Below are 19,850 nucleotides of genomic sequence, written 5' to 3'. Positions count from 1 at the left end.
GCGTCACCGGCGCAAGCGTCCGCGTTCCCGCGCGACGCAGGCCCCGCGCTCCCCCGCGGTCATGACGCGGCCGGACGCTTGCGCGCGGTGGGCCTGGGCTTGAAGGCGTCGCTGCGCGGGTGGAATTCGTCGTACACCTTGCGCAGCCGCGCGCTGTTGACGTGCGTGTAGATCTGCGTCGTCGCCAGGTCCGCGTGGCCCAGCATCTGCTGCACCGCGCGCAGGTCCGCGCCGCGCTCCACCAGGTGCGTGGCGAACGAGTGGCGCAGCTTGTGCGGCGACAGCGGCTTCACGATGCCGGCCTTCAGCGCGTAGCGCTTGAGCAGCTTCCAGAAGCCCTGCCGCGTGAAGCCCCCGCCGCGCGGCGTGACGAAGAGTTCCTTCGCCTCGCGCCTGCCCAACAGCTCCGGCCGCGACCGGGCCAGGTACTCCTGGACCTTTTCAATGGCCACGCGCCCCAGCGGGACGATGCGCTCCTTGGAGCCCTTGCCCCGGGTGACGAGGTAGCCGGACGTGAGCTGCACGTTGTTGATCTCCAGCGTGCACAGCTCCGTCACGCGCAGGCCGGTGGCGTAGAGCACTTCAATCATGGCCTTGTCGCGCAGGCCGGTGACGGTGCGCTCGTCGGGAGCGGCGAGCAGCTGCTCCACCTCCTCCAGCGTGAGGAACACGGGCAGCTTGCGGGGCGACTTCGGCGTGTCCACGTCCTCGGTGGGGTCCTTGTCGGCCAGCCGCTCCGCGACGAGGAAGCGGTGGAAGACGCGGAGCGCGGCCAGGTGGCGCGCCTGGCTGCGGCGGCCCAGGCCCCGCTTGCCCAGCGTCATCAGGTGCGCGAGCACGTCCTCCCGGGTGACGCGCGCCACGTCGTCCTTGCCGCGCGAGCGCAGGTCCTCGAAGTAGACGGTGAGGTCCGCCGCGTAGGCGTCCACCGTCTTGCCGGACAGGCCCCGCTCCGCGCGGATGAAGGCGATGAACGCATCGAGCAGTCCTTCCATGGTCCCCCGGAGGCTACCGGACGCGCTCCCAGGGGCAACTCCCCGACGGGCCCACCCGTCACGGCGTTGCCCTCACCCGGGGACGCGGCCCCCCCTGGCACCTCAGGCCTGGGGCTCCGCCGAGGCCTCCTGCGCGTGCGCGCGCTCCAGCGCCTCCACCACCCACGGCCAGCCCACCAGGATGTTGCCCGGCGAGCGCAGGCACGCGTCCGCCACCGCCAGCACCTCCGCGGGCCGCGAGCGCACCGCCAGCGCCAGGTGACGGCCCAGGAACGGATGCGGCAGGTAGCTCAGGTTGTGATGCCGCACGGGCACCCACCGCAGCGTGGGCTTCCCCGTGAAGCGCTCCACCGCGTACGCCACCGCCTGCGCCAGCACCTCCAGCGCGTAGAACGGGAGCCGGAACGCGCACGTCAGGAAGGCCACCAGCGCGCTCGCCGCCACCGCGCCCGCGAAGGACACCGTGGAGGCGCTGCTCCACACCAGCATGGGCACCAGGCTCGTGGCGATGGCCGCCACCTGCACGTTGCGCACGGACGGGCCGCGCCCGCTGCTCAGGCCCCCGATGCTCCCCGCGGACAGGCCGGACACGATGCCCAGGCACAGGCCCACCGTCATCGCCGCCCCACCCCCGTGCTCCGGACCGAAGGCGCCGCCCGCCGTCGCGTGCAGCCCCGCCAGCATGGAGACGCTCGCCAGCGAGCCCAGCAACACCCCGGACGCGAGCCCCGACACCAGCGCCACCACCAGCCCCACCGCGCTGCACAGCGCCGCGGAGACCAGGTACACGCCCCGCATCGGCACGCCCATCAGCCTCAAGCCCGCCCCCGCGAGCACCGTGAGCACCGGCGACAGGACCACCAGCAAGAGCAGCATGCGCGCGACGAAGGCCCCCGCGGCGCGGCCCCCTTCGGCCTGCTCGCGCCACAGCTGCCCGATGCGGCCCGCGGGCGAACGGATGCCCGCTTCGCGCAGCCGGTAATGAAGATCAATGGGCCGGAACACCAGGAGCCCGAGCAGCGCGAGCGCGCCCGGGACCCGCTCCGGTAAGTCGATGACTGGCGTTGCTGGAAGGTCCCCCTCGGCCAAGGCTTCCCCCTCTGGAAAGGATTTCAGGCCTCCAGACTACCCTTGCCCTGCCTCAGGATTTCAAGCGTATCGCCTATCAGTGAAACCACCGTGGACGGCTCGTTCAGGGTCACGCCACCGTCAAGAATGAGATCGAGTCCGTGTCCCAGCGCTGTCTTGATATCCCGAGCGTCGGAGAGAACCGTACCGTCGGTATGGGTGGCGGAGGTGGTGATGAGCGGGCGGCCGAGCGCCTTCGCCAGCTCGCGGGGCAGGCCCGCGTCCGGCACCCGCAGGCCCACCTGCTTCTGCTTCGTCATCATCACCTCCGGCACCAGGCGCGTGGCCTCCAGGATGAAGGTGAAGGCCCCCGGCGTGAGCCCCTTCATGACCCGGTAGGCGAAGTTGCTCACGTGCGCGTAGCGGGCCACGTCCGATAGGTCCGGGCACAGGAGCGACAGCGGCTTCTTCTTGTCGCGGCCCTTGAGCTGGTACAGCCGCTCGATCGCTTTCTTTGAATTCAAGTCACAGCCGAGCCCGTAGTAGGTGTCCGTGGGGTAGGCGATGAGGCCGCCCTTCTCCAGCACCTCCACCGCGCGTGCGACATGGCGCGGAGAGGGATGCTCAACGTCCACCTCGAGAATGGGAGCGACGGCGGCGGGCATGACGGAGGCTCCTGGGAGAGGCCACCCCCGAAGGTGAGGGGGTGTGCTCCCACTATGCGCCGCCGCCCGCCTCCTCCGCACGGATTTCGCCACTGCCTATCAGGGCGCGGCGGGTGAGGACCGGGCCCACCAGCTCGTGCGCGGTGATCATCGCGACGATGAGCACCTCCACTTGCGGCCCGAAGGACGGGAAGGTGCGCGACACGAGCGCCGCCAGGCCGAACGTCACCCCCGCCTGGGAGATGAGCCCCATCCACAGGTAGCGCTTGAGGCGCGGGTCCTCCGTGGGCGCGAACCTGCGGCACGCGCCCCAGATGGCCAGGCCGCGCAGCGCCACGAGCAGGAGCGCCGCCGGCCCCACCGTCACCAGCGTGTCCAACCGCAGCCCCGCCCCCGCCGCGGCGAAGAAGAGCGCGAACACCGGCAGGCCCGCCTGGTTGATGGCCTGGTGGATGCGGCGGCCCTCGCGCTCGTCCAGGTTCGCGATCAGCGCCCCGGCCGCCAGCGACACCAGGAGCGGAGACAGGTGCAGGCGCGCGCCGCCCTCGGCCGCCGCGAACGACAATCCGACGAGGAACAGCGGCAGCTCGCGGTTGACGCTGCGCATGTACAGCAGCATCACCAGCGCCAGCAGCCCCCCCACGCCCACGGAGCCGAACAGCTCCCACCCCACCCCGCCCACCAGCGCGGGCAGATCCAACCCGTTGCCGAACGTCGCGCGGGTGATGCCCGCCGCCAGGCCGAAGGCCACCATCACGAACAGGTCCCCGATGATGACCAGCGCCATCAGGAACTCCGTGAAGGGGCCGCGCGCGGACGTCTCCTGCACGATGGCGATGGTCACCGTCGGAGAGAATGACACCACCACCGTGGACAACAGCGCGCTCACCGCCAGCGCCTGCGGCACCGTCATGGGGGACAGGAACGGCAGCACGGGCTTGAGCGCGAACGTCGCCCCGAAGCACACCGCGAACGTCACCCCGCACACCGCCGCGCACAGCAGCGCCACGCGCGCGCCCACGCGGCGGATGAGCCCCAGGTGCAGCTCCGTGCCCGCGACGAGCGCGATGAGGCTCACCGCCAGCCCCTTCACCAGCTCCAGCCCCTTCACGCCCGCGTTGGGGATGAAGCCCAGCGCGTACGGCCCCACCGCCACGCCGACGAGGAGATAGCCGGTGAGGCGCGGCAGGCCCAGGCCCTTGGCCACCTTGCCCGCGAACAGGCCGCAGAGCAGCAGCGCGCCCGCCGCCAGCAGCACGGGCGTGCCCGCGTCCACGCGCACCGCCTGGGCCTGGGTGATGGCCGCGAGCAGCGCCATGAGCAGCAGCAACCGGAAGACGGTGCCCTTCATGCCGCCACCCCCGCGTCACCTTCGGGAGGCGCGTCCGTCCTGGACGGGGACGGCCGGGGCTCCGCGGACAGCACCTGCCGGAAGGCCCCGTGCGCGAGCATCTCGTTGACGACCGCGCCCACCGCCACCACGTCCAGCACCCGCTGCGACAGCGAGCCCGGCACCAGCATCATGTACTCCGCCACCAGGCACAGCGCGAGGCCCCCCTGGGAGATGAGCGCGTAGCCGAAGCGCGGCGGCAGATCCAACACGCCCGCCGTGAGCCGCTGCGCGAAGCGCCCTCCCAGCACCTTGCCCAGGAAGCGCAGCCCCACGAACGCGGGCAACAGCGCCCACGCCGACAGGTCGCGCGCCTGGATGTGGCTGCCCACCAGGAACACCAGCACCAGGTACGTGGGGCGCTCCACGCGCGAGAGCGCCCGCGCCACCCGCTCCGCGGTGCGACCGCCCATCAGCGCCAGCGTCGCGCCGCAGGCCACGCCGGCCAGCAGCGACGACAGCCGCAGGTACGCCGCCGCGCCGCCCACCAGCGCCACCATGCCCAGCGTCACCGTGGTCTGCTCCGCCAGGTCCTTCAGCGAGGACGTGAGGAACGCCAGCAGCGCGCCGCACGCCACGCCCAGGAGCAGCGTGAGCCCCAACAGGCCCAGCCCCTCCACCGCGTTGCCGGTGACGCCCAGCACGAGCCCCAGCGCGAGCACGCCCAGGCCCACCGCGTCGTCCATCATCGTGAGCAGCGCCACGCCCAGGCCGCGCGCGCGCTCCAGCCGCCCGTTGCGGTAGCCCAGCACCGCGAAGTGGCCGGAGGACAGGCTCGCCGCCGCGCCCAGCAGCGCCGCCGCGCCCACCGCCACCAGGGGCCTCAACCCCAGGGACAAAAGCAGCGGGACGGACAGGGGCAGCGCGACGAAGAGGAACGCCGTGCCCGCGTGCGCGACCGCCGCCGCGTAGACGGGCCGGGGCAACAGCCTCAGCAGGCGCGGCTCCAGGTTGAGCCCCAGGAGCACGCCGCCCGTGCCCAGCCCCAGCGCCACCAGCGGGCTCAGCGAGTCCAGGTTGCGCGCGGTGAGCACGCCCAGGAGGGACGGCCCCAGCAGGGCCCCGAAGATGAGGAACAGCAGGCCGCTGGCCGCCAGCTGCGCCAGCGCCGGGAAGCGGCCCGGAGCCAGGAGCGACCGGCTGGACGCGAGCAGCGACAACGCCGCGATGATGAGGAAGACGAGCAGCGCTTGCACGCAGCGTGCTTACACCCGTGCGCCCCCGCGCGTCATCAACGCCGGTGCGTGGGCGCCGCCATGACGGGCAGGGCCACCAGGCGGCCCATCGGCGGGTCATCCGCGTCCATCTCCAACTGCACGCGCTGGAGGATGCGGTCCATCTCCTCCTGCGGAAGGGCGGGCAGCACGCTCACGAGCACGATGCGATCTTCGTCCGCGCCCAGGGCGAGGCTGCGCAAGCCAGCGAACACCGGGACCTCCGCGGACAGGGCCGCGGCAGCGCTGCGCGCTCGGATGACCAGCGGTTCCGGAATGCCGAACTCCCGGAGCCGGCGGATCGCCCGCTCGGTCGTCTCCACCTGCTCGAGGAACGTGATGACCAGGTACACGCGGCCGTCATACCGGAAGACCGCGCATCCTGTCCCCCGTTACTCGTTGCCTCCGGGCTGCGTGGACTCGTCCGAAGCCGGGGCGGGGGTGCCCTCGGACGGGGAGGCATTCCCGGCCTGGCCCTCCATGGCGGCGCGAGCGGCGCGCTTGCCCTCTTCAATCAGCTTCTTGACCTTCTGCCCGCCCTTGCGGCCGATCTCCTCATAGAAGTTCGGACCCCGGGTGGCCTTGACGCGATCGCCGCCCTTCTTGCCGATCTCCTCGTAGAACTTGGCGCCGCGCTCGGCCTTGACGGTCTCACCGCCCTTGCGGCCGATCTCCTCGTAGAACGAGCGTCCGCGCTCGGCCTTCACGGTCGCTCCGCCCTTGCGGCCAATGGTCTCGTAGAACTCGCGACCGCGCTCGTTGCGGACGGTCTCGCCGCCCTTACGCCCGGCCTCCGCCACCGTCATGCTGCCCTTGTTGTCCTTGTCCGTCATGTCCGTGTCTCCTCTCGTGACTGCCCGACCCCGTCCGCGCCTTGGTGTCCCTTGCCTGAAACCTTGGGACGGAAGCGCCCCGATGCAAGCAAGCTCCGTACACCGCCAGCCGTTCTCTTCAGACATTGCATGCATAATCCCCAAGGATTTCGCGCGCTTGTCGGGCCTGCTGGGCATCCGGACGGGACGGGTGATTGCCCGGCAGGACGCTCTCGCTGTTCACAACAATTCAGCCCACGTTGCCGATTCCCTGCTCGGTTCCCACCTTGTGCGCAACGCCTGACATCTGGGTTCGCGGGCGATGGGGGAGGCTTCCTTGGCGAGCAGCAACGGATTGAAGACCTGGTTGCGCATCCTGGCGCCCATGGTCGTCTCCATTGGCGGGCTGGTGATGCTCCGGCTGTTGGGGCCGGACTTCATCGATCAGCGCACCATCCGGGAGGTGTTGCTCCCCCTGGGCGACTACGCACCTCTGGCATACGTGGCCTTCCTGGCCGTGCGGCCGCTGACCCTCCTGCCGGGCCAGGTCCTCACCGCGGTGGGCGGGATGATGTTCGGAACCCTCGCCGCGACGCTCTATTCACTAACGGGCAGCTTGCTGTCCGCCACCCTGCTCTTCTTCATTGCTCGCAAGCTGGGCACCCGGCCGATGCAGCGCGTGTGCGGCAGCAAGTACTCCGCCATCTCCCGGGCGGCGCGGCGGCATGACTTCCATTTCGCCTTCCTGGCCTGCCTCAATCCCTTGTGTCCCACGGACATCATGCTGATCGCCGGCGCGGCGAGCGGCGCGCGCTTCTGGCCCTCCGTGCTGGGCGTGGTGCTGGGCACCATCCCGGGCACCTTCCTCACCGCGCAGTTCGGCAGTGGGCTGGCGCAGGGCCGCACGATGATGACCGCGGTGTCCGCGGCGGGCATGATCGTGTCGCTGGTGCTGGGCGTCGTCTTCGGCCGCCGCTTCTACAAGGAGGTCAACGAGGCGCACGCGGAAGTCCCCGCGCCCGAGGCGGAGCCCGCGCGAGACCTGCCCGGCGCGAAGGAGGCGTTCACCACGCCGTGAGGCGCTGAAGCCATGCCCCGTGTCTGGAATTGACCAGACGCATCATGCACGGGGCGTGGACCTCGGGGCCCTGACGCGGAGGGACGCAACTTCCCCGGGAAGGTGCGGATAACCTACCCAAACACACTTCTCCCCCGGTGTTTGGAGGTTCCCATGAGCACGATCGACCGCACCCGCTCCCTCGCCGTGCCGTCCTCCACCCCGAAGGCCGCCACGGAGCCGCTCGCGAAGAAGCAGGCGCCGCATCAGCCCGCGTTCCAGAAGTCCGCCTTCGAGTCGTCGCCGTCGCGCGCGGCCAACACGTCCGCGGCGAAGCTGACGGGCGCCACGCAGGCCGCGCCGGCGCAGCAGAAGAACCTGCTGGGCGGCCTCATCGACGCGGCGGTGGGTGGCATCAAGGACATCCCGCGCTTCCTGGAGATGGGCGCGGACGTCTTCAATGCCACCACGGTGAGGGAGATCACCAGCCTCTTTGGCGGCGCGAAGCCGGACCGCGCGCAGGACGGCATGTTCGTGGGCGCGGGCGGCAAGGTGCTGCCGTCCACGACGAAGCTGGGGGACGTGCCGGGCGTGACGCCGAAGAACAACCCGAACCCGGACAAGACGATCCTCTACGTCAACGGCATCATGACGCCGACGGAGGGCCAGCTGAACGAGATGCAGGCGCTGGCGAACAGCTCCGGCGCGAAGGTGGTGGGCATCCACAACGCCACCGAGGGCCTGGTGAAGGACCTGGCCCAGTGCGTGACGGACAAGCTGGACAAGGGCCGGAACCCGGCCGTGGACACGCTGGCGGACACGCTCTACTCGGAGCTGAAGGCCGGCCGCGACGTGCACCTGGTGGGCTACAGCCAGGGCGGGCTCATCACCGCGAGAGCGCTGAATGACGTGGCGAAGCGGCTGCGGGTGGAGGACGGGCTGTCCCCGGCGCAGGTGGAGGCGAAGCTGAGCCACCTGCAGGTGGAGACCTTCGGCGCGGCGTCCACGAAGTACCCGGACGGCCCGCAGTACGTGCACTACGTCAACAACGCGGACCCGGTGCCCACGCTCACGGGCCTGGGCGGCGACGTGGATCCGCTGGCCTTCCTGAAGGACGCGGGCAAGGGCGCGGTGGTGCACCGCTTCACCGACGGCAACCTGAACCCCATCAGCAACCACATGCTGGACACGCTCTACCTGAAGCACCGCGTGGACTTCGACCAGGCCCGGAAGAACCAGTTCTAGTTCCAGGGTCGCATGCGCCGGGGCGCGGCTAGGATGCCGCGCCCATGAAGCCCTTCCCTGTCGCAACCGCCCTCACCATCGCCGGCTCGGACAGCGGCGGTGGCGCGGGCATCCAGGCCGACCTCCGCACCTTCTCCTTTCACCGCGTACACGGCACCAGCGCCGTGACGGCCATCACCGCGCAGAACACGCGAGGCGTCACCCGCGTGGACCTGCTGCCCCCCGAGTCCGTTGTCGCGCAGGTGGACGCCGTGGCGTCGGACATGCGCGTGGACGCGGTCAAGGTGGGCATGCTGGCCCAGCGCGAGCTCATCGAGGCCGTGGCGGATCAGCTCTCCCGCGTGTCGCTGGGGCCCATCGTGGTGGACCCGGTCATGGTGTCCCGCGCGGGCTCCAGGCTCATCGACGACGCGGCGGTGGAGGCGCTGCGAGCGCGCATGCTGCCCCTGGCCGCGCTCCTCACGCCCAACCGTCACGAGGCGAAGCTGCTCGCGAGCATGGACATCGAGACGCTGGAGGACATGCGCGAGGCGGCCCGGCGCATCCACGCCCTGGGCGCCCGCGTGGTGCTCGTGAAGGGCGGAGGCATGCCGGGCGCGCTGCGAGGCACGGACGTGTGGTTCGACGGGACGCGGATGGAGACGCTCTCCGTGGCGCCCGTGGACACGCCGAACACGCACGGCACCGGCTGCACGCTGTCCGCGGCCATCGCCGCGCGGCTCGCGCTGGGCACTCCGCCGCTGGAGGCCGCGCGGCTGGCGAAGGAGTACGTGACGTCCGCCCTGCGCTACCCGCTCGCCGTGGGCCATGGGAACGGCCCGATCGGACACTTCTTCCCGCTGACGCACAATTAAAACACAGACACGAATTCTGCCTTCTGCAATCATTTGCATTTCGATTAAGGACTGAAACATGTATTTATTTGATACATGTTTCATTGGGTCTGTTTCCACTCGCTGAAAACAAGTGCATGTGGGCATGGTTTGTCCACGCGGATGTGTGGATGTAGGCGTCAGCATCAGGTGTCGTCGGGCCAACGGCGCGCCTTCCCCACCTGATCATTATTTCATGTAGGCATGGCCGATCAGAACCCCAGGACTGCTCGACCGTTCAGGCTGCAAGCCACTGAAAAATGGCTAAAAGTCTGTTCAGTGCCTGTCCAGGCGCACGAAAGGTCCCGAAAAAACCACGGAAGGACTGTTCAGTGCCTGGTGGCGTCTGAGCCCAGGCCATCGATGCCCGGCAGGCGCTGTGCGAGCAATCCCAGCAGCTCCTGGGTGGACAGGCGGGCGGCGGCGTCCTTGCCCTCCAGGACGCCCGCCACCAGGGCCCGCTTCTGCTCGTGGAGCGACAGCATCTGCTCCTCGATCGTCCCGCGCGCCACCAGCCGGTAGACCGTGACGGGGCGCTGCTGGCCGATGCGGTGGGCGCGATCGGAGGCCTGATCCTCCACGGCGGGGTTCCACCACGGGTCCAGGTGGATGACGGTGGTGGCGGCCGTGAGGTTGAGACCGAAGCCGCCCGCCTTGAGGGAGATCAGGAACAGGGGCGCGTCGCCCTCCTGGAAGGCGCGCACGCGGTCCGCGCGGGCTCCGGCGGGGGTCGAGCCGTCCAGGTACTCGTAGGCGATGCCCTGCGCGTCCAGGACTTCGCGGACCAGCGCCAGGTGCGACGTGAACTGGCTGAACACCAGTGCACGGTGGCCCTCCTCGCGCAGCTCCTGGATGAGCTCCAGGAAGCGCTCCAGCTTGGAGGACTCCAGCTTGGAGGACTCGTCGTACAGCCGGGGGTGCGACGCGAGCAGCCGCAGCCGCGTGAGCGCCGCGAGCACCTCGATGCGGCGCTCCTGGTCCTTCATCTTCGACTTGCGCGTCTCCAGGTCGGACAGGGCCGCCAGGCGCGCGTCTTCGTAGAGCGTCCACTCCGGCGGGGACAGGACGACCGGCACGTGCACGTCCGTGCGGGGCGGCAGCTGCGCCTCCACCTGCGCCTTGGTGCGGCGCAGGAGGAACGGCTGGAGGACCCGGGCCAGCGCGGGAGCGGCCGTCGGGTCCACCTGCTTCTCAATGGGCGCGGCGAAGCGGTTACGGAACGCCTCCAGGCTGCCCAGCAGGCCCGGGAAGACGACGGCGAAGAGCGCCCACAGCTCGCCCAGGTGGTTCTCCAGCGGCGTGCCGGACAGCGCGAACTTGAAGTCGCCTTGGAGCGCCCTCGCCGCGCGGAAGCGCTGCGTGGCCGCGTTCTTCAGCGACTGGGCCTCGTCGAAGACGATGGTGGAGAAGCGCAACGCGGCCAGCCGTTCGATGTCGCGCACGAGCAGGCCGTAGCTGAGCACCAGCACGTCGCGAGGCCCCAGCCGCTCCAGCGTGCTGCCCCGGTCCTCCGCGTCGGAGAAGATCGTCACCTTGAGCGACGGCGCGAAGCGCCTGGCTTCATCCCGCCAGTTGAAGGCCACCGACGTGGGCGCCAGCACCAGCGCGGGCCCGTGCTTCGCGCGCTCCAGCAGCACGGCCAGGGCCTGCACCGTCTTGCCCAGGCCCATGTCGTCCGCGAGCACCCCACCCGCGTTCCACGATGCCAGCCGTGTGAGCCAGCGGAAGCCCTCCAGCTGGTAGTCGCGCAGCTCCGTCTTGAGCGTCGCGGGCACCCGGGGCTTCAGCTCCTTCGCCGCGAAGATGCGCTCGACCAGCGACTTCCAGGATGCGTCCGCGTCGATGATCGCGCCCGCGGTGCCCAGTCCCGCCAGGGCCTCCGCCGCGGAGGGGCCCACCTCCAGTCCGTGGCGCGACAGGTACGCGTGATCCGCGAGCCGCTCCAGGTGCTCGCGCAGCGCTGTTTCAATCTCCACCCAGGTGCGCGCGTCCACCTGGACGAAGCGCTCCTTGCGCCGGGCCGCGTCCAGCAGGCGCGCCAGCTCCACCCGCTCGCCCTCCACGGACAGTCCGCCGAGCACGCCGAACCACTCGCGCTTGCGCTCCAGCACGACCTTCAGGTCCCCCGCGCCCCGCTTCGGCACGAGCCGCATGGACGCGCCCACCCACTCCAGCTCCGGCCGGGGCTCCATCTCCGCGCACGCGGCCAGCACCGCCAGCCCGCCCTGTGCGCTGTGGAAGAGGAAGCAGAACGGCAGCTCCTGCGGCTCCGCCGTCTGCAACGGCAAGCGGGCCTGGAGCGCCGTGGCCGCCGTCAGCTCGCGCCCGAAGTCGCGCACCGCGTGGAAGGACCGCGTGTCGCGCCGCACGTGCACGTCGCGAGGCCCCTCTCCGGGCAGGTACGCCGGGCCGTCCGGCAGCGCACGCAGCCGCAGCTCCAGCCGCACCGCGCCGCCGGGTTGTCCCTCCAGCCGGAGGACGGGCAACTGCTGCGGCGAGATGGATTCGCCCATCACGCTGCGAGGCATGGCCACCGGCAGCCGCACGGAGAGCTTCGACAGGTGCTCCAGCAGCGCCCCGTGACTCTCTGGAGGGAACGCGTTGCCGTGCCGCTGGAGCACGGTGGCCATCGCGCGCACCTCCGGGCTCACGTCCAGCACCGTGAGCACGTGCGCGCCTTCGTCCCAGAGGAACACCGCGTCCTCCGGCCTGGCCTTGCGCACGCGCTCCAGCAACGGCGTGGGCAGCACGGTGCCATCCACGCCCGCATTCACGAGCACGGTGCCGCCCCGGTCCTCGGCGACGATGCCCACCTTGGCGCGCTCGATGCGGACGGGGAGGTCCTGCGTGCCTTCCAGCGACAGGCGCGGGTGGTTGATCAGCTCGAACAGCAGCGCGCGCGACGCGGGGGCCGGATGATCCGTGAGCAGCGCGGCGATGCGCGAGTCCGAGGGGCTGAGCTGCGAGCCGTACTCCTGGAGCAGCTTGCGCCGGCCGACCTTCGCGCCCGTCGTGCGTTGGCCCTTCTTCGTGCGCCGGTGCACGTAGGGCGTGACCTCCACGCCGTACCCGTCGATGACGTCCAGCCGCCAGGCGAGCTCCACGCCTCCGCCGCCGCCCGGGCTCTCCTCCACCGCCCGCTCCAGCGCGCGCAGCGTCCGGGCCCACGCGGGCCGCACCAGCTCCTCCAGCGTCTCCCCGAAGGCTTCCGTCCAGCGCTGCCGCAGCCAGAGCAGCGTCGTGTCCACCGCCGCCAGCTGGTGCACGCAGAACGTGGCGCCGCACGAGCAGTCCACCGTCACCTCGGACGGACTGAACGTCAGCCGCGCCTCCGGGAGGATGAAGCCGGAACCCGGCGGCGACACCGGCAGCTCGGAGATGCGCGTCTCCTTGAGGCGGAAGCCCGGCAGGTCGGACTCCTCCACCAGCGCCTCCAGCGACAGCGCGCGCGCCGGACGCGGCGCGATGCTCGGGGGCACCCGGGTTCGCCACGCCATCAACATCCCGTGGACCGCGTGCGTGCGCTTGTCTGCCGGGGGCGCGAGCCTTTCCGCGACGGAGGCGCGGGCCTCGATGGCGCCCTGCCGCTCATCCTCCACGTGGCGCCAGGCGAGCCTGGGCAGCAGGTCGCGCATGCGCGGCGTGGGCAGCATCTCCGCGGTCCAGCGGTCGAGCGTGTCCTGGGCGAGCAGCTCCACCAGCCGGCGGCGGGAGATCACCGCGCGCACCTGCGGCAGGTACGCGGCCTCCACACGCGGCGTGAGCAGCGCCAGGCTCAGGCGCGACAGGTGCTCCAGGCCTTCCGCCCTGAGCCACGCGCGCAGGTCCGCCTCCGTCTGGAACGGGGGCGCGTGAGGGTCCTGCGCGGGCTTGGGGCTGGACGGGGGAGACTGCTCGGCCATGGGGACGACTGACGACGGAAGCGTCAGTCTACCTTGGCCACGCGGCGGCGATCACCGAGGAACTCTTCCACTCCGAGCACGATGTTCTTCGCCACCTCGTCCTGGTAGCGCTCGGACGCCAGGCGCTTCTCGTCCTCCGCGTGGGACAGGAAGGACGTCTCCACCAGGATGGCGGGCATCTTCGCGCCCAGGAGCACGTAGAACAGCGCCTCCTTGTGGCCCAGGTCCTTGATGCCGTCGTACTGGCTGGACAGGCCCGTCACCAGGCTGTGCTGCACGGCGTTCGCCAGCCGCGAGGACTCCTCGGTGTTCGCCTTGGTGGCCAGGTCCGCGAGGATGAACTGGAGGTCGCTGATGCCCTTCTCGGAGGACGCGTTCTCGCGAGCCGCCAGGCGGATGGAGTAGCGGTCCGCGGACGTGTTGAGCGTGTACGTCTCGATGCCGCGCAGCTTGTGCGTCGCCGCCGAGTTGCAGTGCACCGAGATGAACAGGTCGCCGTGCGCCTCGTTGGCCAGCTTCGCGCGGTCCTCCAGGCGGATGAAGGTGTCGTCGTCGCGGGTGAGCACCACCTCCAGGCCCTTCTCCCGCAGGCCGTCCGCGACCTTCTTGGAGATGGCCAGCGCCACGTCCTTCTCCTTCGTCCCCGCCTTGCCGATGGCGCCGGAGTCATGGCCGCCGTGGCCCGCGTCGATGACCACGCGACGCACCTTCAGCCCCAGCTGCTCCGCCAGCGTCAGCTCCGCGTGGCGGGACTGCTTCGCCACCGCCTTGAGGCGGGCCTGCGCGACCTGCGCGTCCACTGGCGCCGTCACCGGGCGGGGCGCCTCCGGAGCAGGTGACACCGGCACCGCGCGAGGCGCCTTCGACGCCAGGGCCTCGGGCTGAGCGGGCTTCATCTCCGGCTTCGGCGCCACCGGGGCGCTGTCCACCACCGGCGACGCTGGGGCCTTCGACGCCACGGCCGGGACCTCCACGCGGGCCTCCGGCTTCGAGGGCTGCGACGTCCCATGCGAGGACGCCACCGCCTCCGGGGCCTTCGTGTCGGTCTTCGCGGAGTCCTTCATGTCCACGGCCCGGTCTGCAACGGTGGGCGCGTCCACGATGGTGGCCGCCGCGTTCTTCGCGGAGGTGTCAGCGCCGGAGACCGGCACGTTCGGATCCAGGCGAGGCAGCACGGGGGACGGCTCGCGCGCGAGCCGGGTGATCGCATCCACGAGCGGCGAGCTGGGCGCCGCGGCGACAGCGGTGTCCGGCGTGGACTTCACCACCGGAGGCAGCGGCTTCACGGAGGGCTTCGTGGGCGGGGTCTTGCTGGGCGGAGGCAGCGACGCCAGCAGCGACTTGAGCTCCTTGGCCTGGTCCCCCTTGGGGTTCGTGGCCAACGAGTCGTTGAGGATCTTCCGGGCCGCCTCCGGCTTGTCCAGGCGGTTGACGTGGATGCGCGCCAGCGCCAGCGCCGCGTCATCCGCGAGCCGGTGCTTCGGGTGCGCCTCCACGAGCTTCGAGTAGTCCGCGATGGCGGCCTGGAGGTCCTCGTCCACGAAGGAGATGCGGCTCAGCTCCTGGAGGAGGTCGCCCGCGGTGAAGAGGGCATCGGGGGCGCGCTCGCTCTTGGGGAAGCGCGTGGCGACGGACTCGAAGCGGTGCACCACGTTGAGCCAGTGGTGGCGCAGCTTGCGGCGGGCCGCGTCGTCCTTCAGCGCGTAGTAGGCGCGGCGGGCCTGCTGGTACGCCTCCTCCGCTTCGTTGCGCTTGGCGGCCCCGACGGCGCTCGGGGCCGTGAGGAGCAGCACGGGCAGCACGAAGTGGGCGAAGCGAACGCGCATGGAAGCCTCCGGACGTTGCAGCTACAGGCGTGTGTCACACGGCCTCCGGGGGCCAGCAACTTTTCAACCCCACCTGCCCGTCCGTCAGCGCACCCAGCCCAGCGTCCGCGCCAGCTCCTCGTCGATGACGCGGCACCACCCCGGCTCGGAGGGAACCACGGCCGCCAGCACCTTGCCTCCGTTGCGGACCGGGGCCCGCTGGGGGCGGCAGCGCGCCCGCACGGAGTGCTTCACGTCCTGGCGGAAGAAGTGTGCGGGGAAGACGGCCTCGCCCTTCCCTTCCGGCAGGAAGCCCTCATCCGGGGTGAGCCACACCAGCGCGCCCAGGCGAAGGGGCACCACCTCCCGGCGCCACAGCCGCCGCACCTCCCACGCGAAGCCGCCCAGCGCCACCAGCGCGCCCAGGCCCAGGCCCCAGGGCAGCAGCCCCACCCGCGCCGCCCGGGCCCGAGCGTAGGTCGCCTCGCGGGGACGCCCCGGCTGGGACGGATCCACCAGCAGTTGCACCCGGGCCCCATGGCCCAGCCCCGCCGCGAACTCCGCGGCCGTGCGCACGCCCGACACGGAGTGTTCCTCGTTCGCGAACGTGTAGAGGACGTCCAGCGTGCCCTCCGCGTCCTCGCGTTCATGGGGAGGAGGCGCGTGGCTCGCGCCCACCACGGCGTCCACCAGCTCCGCGCTGGCGGTGAAGCGCTGCTCCTCCACGAAGTAGCGGCCGACATGGCTGGCGCCCAGGCCCAGCACGGCGATGAGTGCCAGGCCCAGCACCACGCCGCGCGCCAGGCGCATCACCGCCCCGGGCACCTGGGCAAGTCGGACGCGGCGCGGAGCATGGGGAATGGCGAGCTGCATGGCGGGGGCGAAGCCTACTTCACGACCGGTGCTCACGCTGCATTCGCACCCGAGGCGGCCGGTGGGCGCCTGAACTGGCGCTGGCCGCGGAGTAAGCGCTCACCCGAGCATGAGGGCCTTGTTGAGCGCAGGCGCGGGCGTTGCTGGCGAACTTGTTCGAGGAGGACCTGCACGCCCAGCGGGTGCTGTCGCGGGCGCTCCCCGCGCGCACCTCAGAAAGCGTCCGCCTGGGCGCGGCGTCGCGCGGCGATGTCCTCGAAGACGTCGGCGCGGATGACCTGGGCGAAGTCGCGTCCCTCGTAGTGGAGGGTCAGCATCCGCTCGCTGCGGCCCTCGTTCAGGCCCTCGCCGCCCATCAAGTAGACGGAGGTCTCCTCCGTGCGCCAGGTGGCCGTCACGAGCGCGTGGAGGCGGCGGACGAAGCCGTCGGCGCGAGCGACCGCGTCCGGCGGAACGGCGACCACGTCGGTGGGGCTGGGCTCACCGGGTCCGGGGCGCGACTGGGGGAGGGTGTCCGTGAAGAAGGCGAGTGGCCAGGACAGGTCCGTCCCCACCTTGCGCCGGTTGGCGTGGCTCGCGTCCGCGTTCAGCAGCGTCCTGTATCCGCGGGGCCGCCCGTACTTGGCCACCATCGCGTCCACCAGCACCTTGTGCTCCTGGCGGACGTCGAACGTCTCCGTGAAGCGCACCAGCACGTTACCCAGGTGCCCCTCCGTGAAGACGAAGAGCACCATGCCTTGCAGTCCGGCCAGCTCGGTGGGCATGAAGAGGTCGCCCCGTGTCGTGGGCTGGGCCTCCGGGTGCAGCGCGCGCACCTCGTCGGGCGTCATTCCCCAGCGCGTGCCCTGGAAGGCCTCGCCGCCGCGATGGTTCTGGGCATACCCCGCTTGGAGCAGGGCCCGCTGCTCGGAGACCGGCGAACCGCAACCCAGCAGGCCCAGCAGACCCAGCAACACCATCCCATGACGATTCATGGCGGCATCCTCATGCTTCCATGAGGCCAGGGCAACGGAGTTGTCATTGAACTGGAGCCGCCCCCAGGCGTCTGTCTACCCACGATCCGGTCGCTGAGTCATGAGGAGGTCGTCGCCCGACCCGTCGCGAGCGACGTCGAATGGAGCGCCAGTCCAGGCCGCACCGACTCACCCCAGCGTCTGCTTCAACTTCGCCAGCAGGTTGAGCGCATCCAGCGGAGTCATCCGGTCGATGGACGCGCCCCTGAGCGCTTCCAGCACCTCCGCATGCGCGGGAGGCACGGGCGGAGCCGCCACCGCGGCCGGAGCCGGCGCCGCCCCTCCGAACAACCCCAACTGTCCGGCGTTCACCGGGGCCGCGCGCTTCGTGGATCGCACCGCCACGCGAGGCCGCCCCGCGTCGTCCAACTCGCCGGACTCCAGGTTCTGCAGCAGCTCGCGGGCGCGAGCCACTACCTCCGGCGGCAGCCCGGCAAGCTTCGCGACCTCGATGCCATAGGAGCGGCTCGCCCCGCCAGGAATCAGCTTGCGCAGGAAGATGACCTTCCCGCCCTGCTCCTTCACCGCGATGCACAGGTTCTTCACCCGGGGCCGCTCGCGCGCCAGGTCCACCAGCTCGTGGTAGTGCGTGGCGAAGAGCGCGCGCGCGCCCACCTTGTCGTGGATGTGCTCCGCCACCGCCCACGCGATGGAGAGCCCGTCGAACGTGGACGTGCCCCGGCCAATCTCGTCCAGGATGACCAGGCTCTTCTTCGTGGCGTGGTGGAGGATGTGGCTCGTCTCCGTCATCTCCACCATGAACGTGGACTGCCCGCGCGCCAGGTTGTCCGCCGCGCCCACGCGCGTGAAGATGCGGTCGCACAGGCCGATGCGCGCCGCCTTCGCCGGCACGAACGAGCCCGCCTGCGCCATCAACGCCGTCAGCGCCACCTGCCGCATCACCGTGCTCTTGCCCGCCATGTTCGGGCCGGTGATGACCAACAGCTGCGCGTCCTCCGGATCCAACCGCACGTCGTTGGGGACGAAGGACTCGCCCGAGCCCAGCATCCGCTCCACCACCGGGTGACGCCCGCCGGTGATGATCAGCCCCTCGCCCGCGTCCACCTGCGGCCGCGTGTAGCCGTACTCCGCCGCGCACCGCGCGAACGACACCAGCGCGTCCGCCGTGGCCACCGCCTCCGCCGCCGACCGGATGGCCGGCGCCGCCGCGATCACCTTCGTGCGCAGCTCCTCGAACAGCTGGAGCTCCAGCACCACCCGGCGCTCCTCCGCCGTGAGGACCTTCTCCTCGTACTCCTTCAGCTCCTCGGTGACGAAGCGCTCCGCGCCCACCGTGGTCTGCTTGCGGATGTAGTCCTTGGGCACCGCGTGGAGGTTCGCCTTCGTCACCTCCAGGTAGTAACCGAACACCTTGTTGTAGCGGATCTTCAGCGAGGAGATGCCCGTGCGGTCCTTCTCCCGCTGCTCCAGCTTGAGCAGGTAGTCCTTGCCGGACGTGGACAGCGCCACCAGGTCGTCCAGCTCCGAGTGGTAGCCCGGCCGGATGAAGCCGCCCTCGCGGATGATCACCGGCGGCTCGTCCGTCACCGCGCGCATCAGCAGGTCCGCCAGCTCCGGCAGCGCGCCCAGCGGCCCGGCCAGCGACCTGAGCAGCGACGCTTCACACCGCGCGAGCGCCGCGCCCAGCTTCGGCAGCTGCGTCAGCGACAGCCCCAGCGCGCGCAGATCCCTGGCGTTGCCCGCCCCCAATGACAGCCGGCCGCACAGCCGCTCCAGGTCCCCCACTTCCCTGAGCGTGGCCACCAGCTCCTCGCGCCAGACGCTCTTGCCGGCCAGCTCCTCCACGGCATCCAGCCGCGCTTCGATCTCCGGCAGCGAGCACAGCGGCGCGGACAGCCAGCGCGCCAGCTTCCGCGCCCCCAGCCCCGTGGCCGTCCTGTCCAGCACGCCCAGGAGCGACCCCTTGCGCCCGCCGTCGCGCAGGCTCTTGAGCACCTCCAGGTTGCCCCGCGAGGACTCGTCCATGACGAGGCACCCCGCGCGCTCCTGGCGCGACAGCCGGTCCACGTGCGCCGCGGGCGTCTTCTGCGTGTCCTTGAGGTAGCGCAGCGCCGCCCCCGCCGCCCCGGTGGCCAGCGGCGAGCCGTCCAGCCCGAACGCGGACAGCGACTGCACGTTGAAGTGCGAGCGGAGGAACGCGGCCGCGCGCGTGTGCTCGAAGGCCGCCCCTTCGGCTTCCGCCACCGCCGGCACGCGCGACAGGCGCTGGCACACCTGCGCCACCTCCGGCGCGTCGCGCAGGCCCTGCGGCACCAGCAGCTCGCGCGGATCCACGCGCGACAGGCCCTCCACCAGCTCCGACACGCTCTGCGCCTCGAAGGTGTAGAACTCGCCGGTGGAGGCCTCCAGCAGCGCCGCGCCGAACCCCGCCTCGCTCCAGCACACGGCCGCGAGGAAGTTGCTGGCCTGCGGCTCCAGCACCTCGTCGTCCAGCATCATGCCGGGGGTGATGACCCGGGTGACCTCCCGCTGGACGATGCCCGGCCCCGCGCCCGGCTCCGTCACCTGCTCGCAGATGGCGACCTTGAGGCCGTGCTCCACCAGCTTCGCGATGTACCGGCGCGAGGAGTGGTACGGCACCCCGCACATGGGAATCTTGTCCGCGCCCTTGGCCCGCGCCGTGAGGGTGATCTGGAGCAGCTCCGAGGCCTTCACCGCGTCCTCGAAGAACATCTCGTAGAAGTCACCCAGCCGGAAGAAGAGCACCGTGTCCGGATGGAGCGCCTTCACCTCCAGGTACTGGCGCATCATCGGGGTCAGGGAGGCGATCTCCCGCGCACCCGCGGGGGCCTCACCCGTTCCGACGTCCGGAGTCACTTCTTCCTCGGGCAGCACCACGGCCGCCGCCTTGCCTGTCTTCGTCTGCTGCGTCACCGCCATCCCCGACCTTCTCTCACGGCCTCACCCCCGGATCAACG

15 protein-coding genes are annotated in these 19,850 nt (G+C 71.0%); 3 read left to right on the top strand and 12 right to left on the bottom strand.

Translation table 11 applies throughout. From position 1 onward, the window contains the following. Positions 1–59: 59 nt before the first annotated feature. From xerD to KYK13_RS20370, 7 genes are all read right to left on the bottom strand, one after another. Positions 60–995: a site-specific tyrosine recombinase XerD gene (gene xerD / locus KYK13_RS20400; protein WP_223631751.1), complete on the bottom strand. Its 936-nt coding sequence runs from the start codon at positions 993–995 to the stop codon at positions 60–62. A gap of 102 nt (positions 996–1,097) precedes the next feature. Then, positions 1,098–2,084 carry a hypothetical protein gene (locus KYK13_RS20395; protein ID WP_223631749.1) on the bottom strand — a complete coding sequence of 329 codons (987 nt, stop codon included), beginning with the start codon at positions 2,082–2,084 and terminating at the stop codon, positions 1,098–1,100. A 23-nt stretch (positions 2,085–2,107) separates the two neighbouring features. Beyond that, positions 2,108–2,728: an L-threonylcarbamoyladenylate synthase gene (locus KYK13_RS20390; RefSeq protein ID WP_223631747.1), complete on the bottom strand. Its 621-nt coding sequence runs from the start codon at positions 2,726–2,728 to the stop codon at positions 2,108–2,110. A 52-nt stretch (positions 2,729–2,780) separates the two neighbouring features. Further along, on the bottom strand, positions 2,781–4,079 hold the full coding sequence (locus KYK13_RS20385; RefSeq protein ID WP_223631745.1) for a cation:proton antiporter: 1,299 nt from the start codon (positions 4,077–4,079) through the stop codon (positions 2,781–2,783). Beyond that, the gene (locus KYK13_RS20380; protein WP_223631737.1) at positions 4,076–5,314 is read right to left on the bottom strand and encodes a sodium:proton exchanger; all 1,239 of its coding nucleotides are present in this window, start codon (positions 5,312–5,314) and stop codon (positions 4,076–4,078) included. Before KYK13_RS20380 ends, KYK13_RS20385 begins: the two co-directional genes overlap by 4 nt. A 35-nt stretch (positions 5,315–5,349) precedes the next feature. Continuing rightward, on the bottom strand, positions 5,350–5,685 hold the full coding sequence (locus KYK13_RS20375) for a hypothetical protein (RefSeq protein WP_223631735.1): 336 nt from the start codon (positions 5,683–5,685) through the stop codon (positions 5,350–5,352). A 39-nt stretch (positions 5,686–5,724) separates the two neighbouring features. Next, on the bottom strand, positions 5,725–6,165 hold the full coding sequence (locus KYK13_RS20370; RefSeq protein ID WP_223631733.1) for a general stress protein: 441 nt from the start codon (positions 6,163–6,165) through the stop codon (positions 5,725–5,727). Between the two features lie 364 nt (positions 6,166–6,529). Between KYK13_RS20370 and KYK13_RS20365 the strand changes: the two genes are divergently transcribed. From KYK13_RS20365 to thiD, 3 genes are all read left to right on the top strand, one after another. Beyond that, on the top strand, positions 6,530–7,222 hold the full coding sequence (locus tag KYK13_RS20365; RefSeq protein WP_370645433.1) for a TVP38/TMEM64 family protein: 693 nt from the start codon (positions 6,530–6,532) through the stop codon (positions 7,220–7,222). A 153-nt stretch (positions 7,223–7,375) separates the two neighbouring features. Beyond that, entirely contained in the window at positions 7,376–8,446 is a 1,071-nt protein-coding gene (locus tag KYK13_RS20360; protein ID WP_223631730.1) for a hypothetical protein, read from the top strand. A gap of 44 nt (positions 8,447–8,490) precedes the next feature. Continuing rightward, positions 8,491–9,300 (top strand): bifunctional hydroxymethylpyrimidine kinase/phosphomethylpyrimidine kinase, encoded by an 810-nt coding sequence (thiD, locus tag KYK13_RS20355; RefSeq protein ID WP_223631728.1) that lies wholly within the window; start codon positions 8,491–8,493, stop codon positions 9,298–9,300. A 347-nt stretch (positions 9,301–9,647) separates the two neighbouring features. Here the strand turns inward: thiD and KYK13_RS20350 are convergent, their stop codons facing one another. From KYK13_RS20350 to mutS, 5 genes are all read right to left on the bottom strand, one after another. Next, a complete protein-coding gene (locus KYK13_RS20350) occupies positions 9,648–13,220 on the bottom strand; it encodes a DEAD/DEAH box helicase (protein WP_223631726.1) in 3,573 nt (1,190 codons plus the stop codon). 23 nt (positions 13,221–13,243) lie between these two features. Next, entirely contained in the window at positions 13,244–15,046 is a 1,803-nt protein-coding gene (locus KYK13_RS20345) for an N-acetylmuramoyl-L-alanine amidase (protein ID WP_223631723.1), read from the bottom strand. A gap of 84 nt (positions 15,047–15,130) precedes the next feature. After that, positions 15,131–15,898, bottom strand: coding sequence for a DUF3592 domain-containing protein (locus tag KYK13_RS20340; RefSeq protein WP_370645432.1), 768 nt, complete (start codon positions 15,896–15,898; stop codon positions 15,131–15,133). Positions 15,899–16,110: 212 nt separating this feature from the next. Next, a complete protein-coding gene (locus tag KYK13_RS20335; RefSeq protein WP_223631720.1) occupies positions 16,111–16,872 on the bottom strand; it encodes a hypothetical protein in 762 nt (253 codons plus the stop codon). Between the two features lie 168 nt (positions 16,873–17,040). Continuing rightward, positions 17,041–19,812 carry a DNA mismatch repair protein MutS gene (gene mutS, locus KYK13_RS20330; protein ID WP_223631718.1) on the bottom strand — a complete coding sequence of 924 codons (2,772 nt, stop codon included), beginning with the start codon at positions 19,810–19,812 and terminating at the stop codon, positions 17,041–17,043. Positions 19,813–19,850: the final 38 nt, after the last annotated feature.

The sequence above is a fragment of the Corallococcus sp. EGB genome (assembly GCF_019968905.1).
Classification (GTDB): domain Bacteria; phylum Myxococcota; class Myxococcia; order Myxococcales; family Myxococcaceae; genus Corallococcus.
Note: the sequence above shows the minus strand (reverse complement) of the source record. Positions and strands in the feature narration are given on the sequence as shown.

Excerpts from the sequence above, each read along its gene's own strand:
- KYK13_RS20335 (WP_223631720.1), bottom strand. The coding sequence starts at position 16,872 with ATGAATCGTCATGGGATGGTGTTGCTGGGTCTGCTGGGCCTGCTGGGT.
- KYK13_RS20385 (WP_223631745.1), bottom strand. The coding sequence starts at position 4,079 with ATGAAGGGCACCGTCTTCCGGTTGCTGCTGCTCATGGCGCTGCTCGCG.
- KYK13_RS20360 (WP_223631730.1), top strand. The coding sequence starts at position 7,376 with ATGAGCACGATCGACCGCACCCGCTCCCTCGCCGTGCCGTCCTCCACC.
- KYK13_RS20390 (WP_223631747.1), bottom strand. The coding sequence starts at position 2,728 with ATGCCCGCCGCCGTCGCTCCCATTCTCGAGGTGGACGTTGAGCATCCC.
- KYK13_RS20350 (WP_223631726.1), bottom strand. The coding sequence starts at position 13,220 with ATGGCCGAGCAGTCTCCCCCGTCCAGCCCCAAGCCCGCGCAGGACCCT.
- thiD (WP_223631728.1), top strand. The coding sequence starts at position 8,491 with ATGAAGCCCTTCCCTGTCGCAACCGCCCTCACCATCGCCGGCTCGGAC.
- mutS (WP_223631718.1), bottom strand. The coding sequence starts at position 19,812 with ATGGCGGTGACGCAGCAGACGAAGACAGGCAAGGCGGCGGCCGTGGTG.
- xerD (WP_223631751.1), bottom strand. The coding sequence starts at position 995 with ATGGAAGGACTGCTCGATGCGTTCATCGCCTTCATCCGCGCGGAGCGG.
- KYK13_RS20340 (WP_370645432.1), bottom strand. The coding sequence starts at position 15,898 with ATGCAGCTCGCCATTCCCCATGCTCCGCGCCGCGTCCGACTTGCCCAG.
- KYK13_RS20370 (WP_223631733.1), bottom strand. The coding sequence starts at position 6,165 with ATGACGGACAAGGACAACAAGGGCAGCATGACGGTGGCGGAGGCCGGG.
- KYK13_RS20365 (WP_370645433.1), top strand. The coding sequence starts at position 6,530 with ATGGTCGTCTCCATTGGCGGGCTGGTGATGCTCCGGCTGTTGGGGCCG.
- KYK13_RS20345 (WP_223631723.1), bottom strand. The coding sequence starts at position 15,046 with ATGCGCGTTCGCTTCGCCCACTTCGTGCTGCCCGTGCTGCTCCTCACG.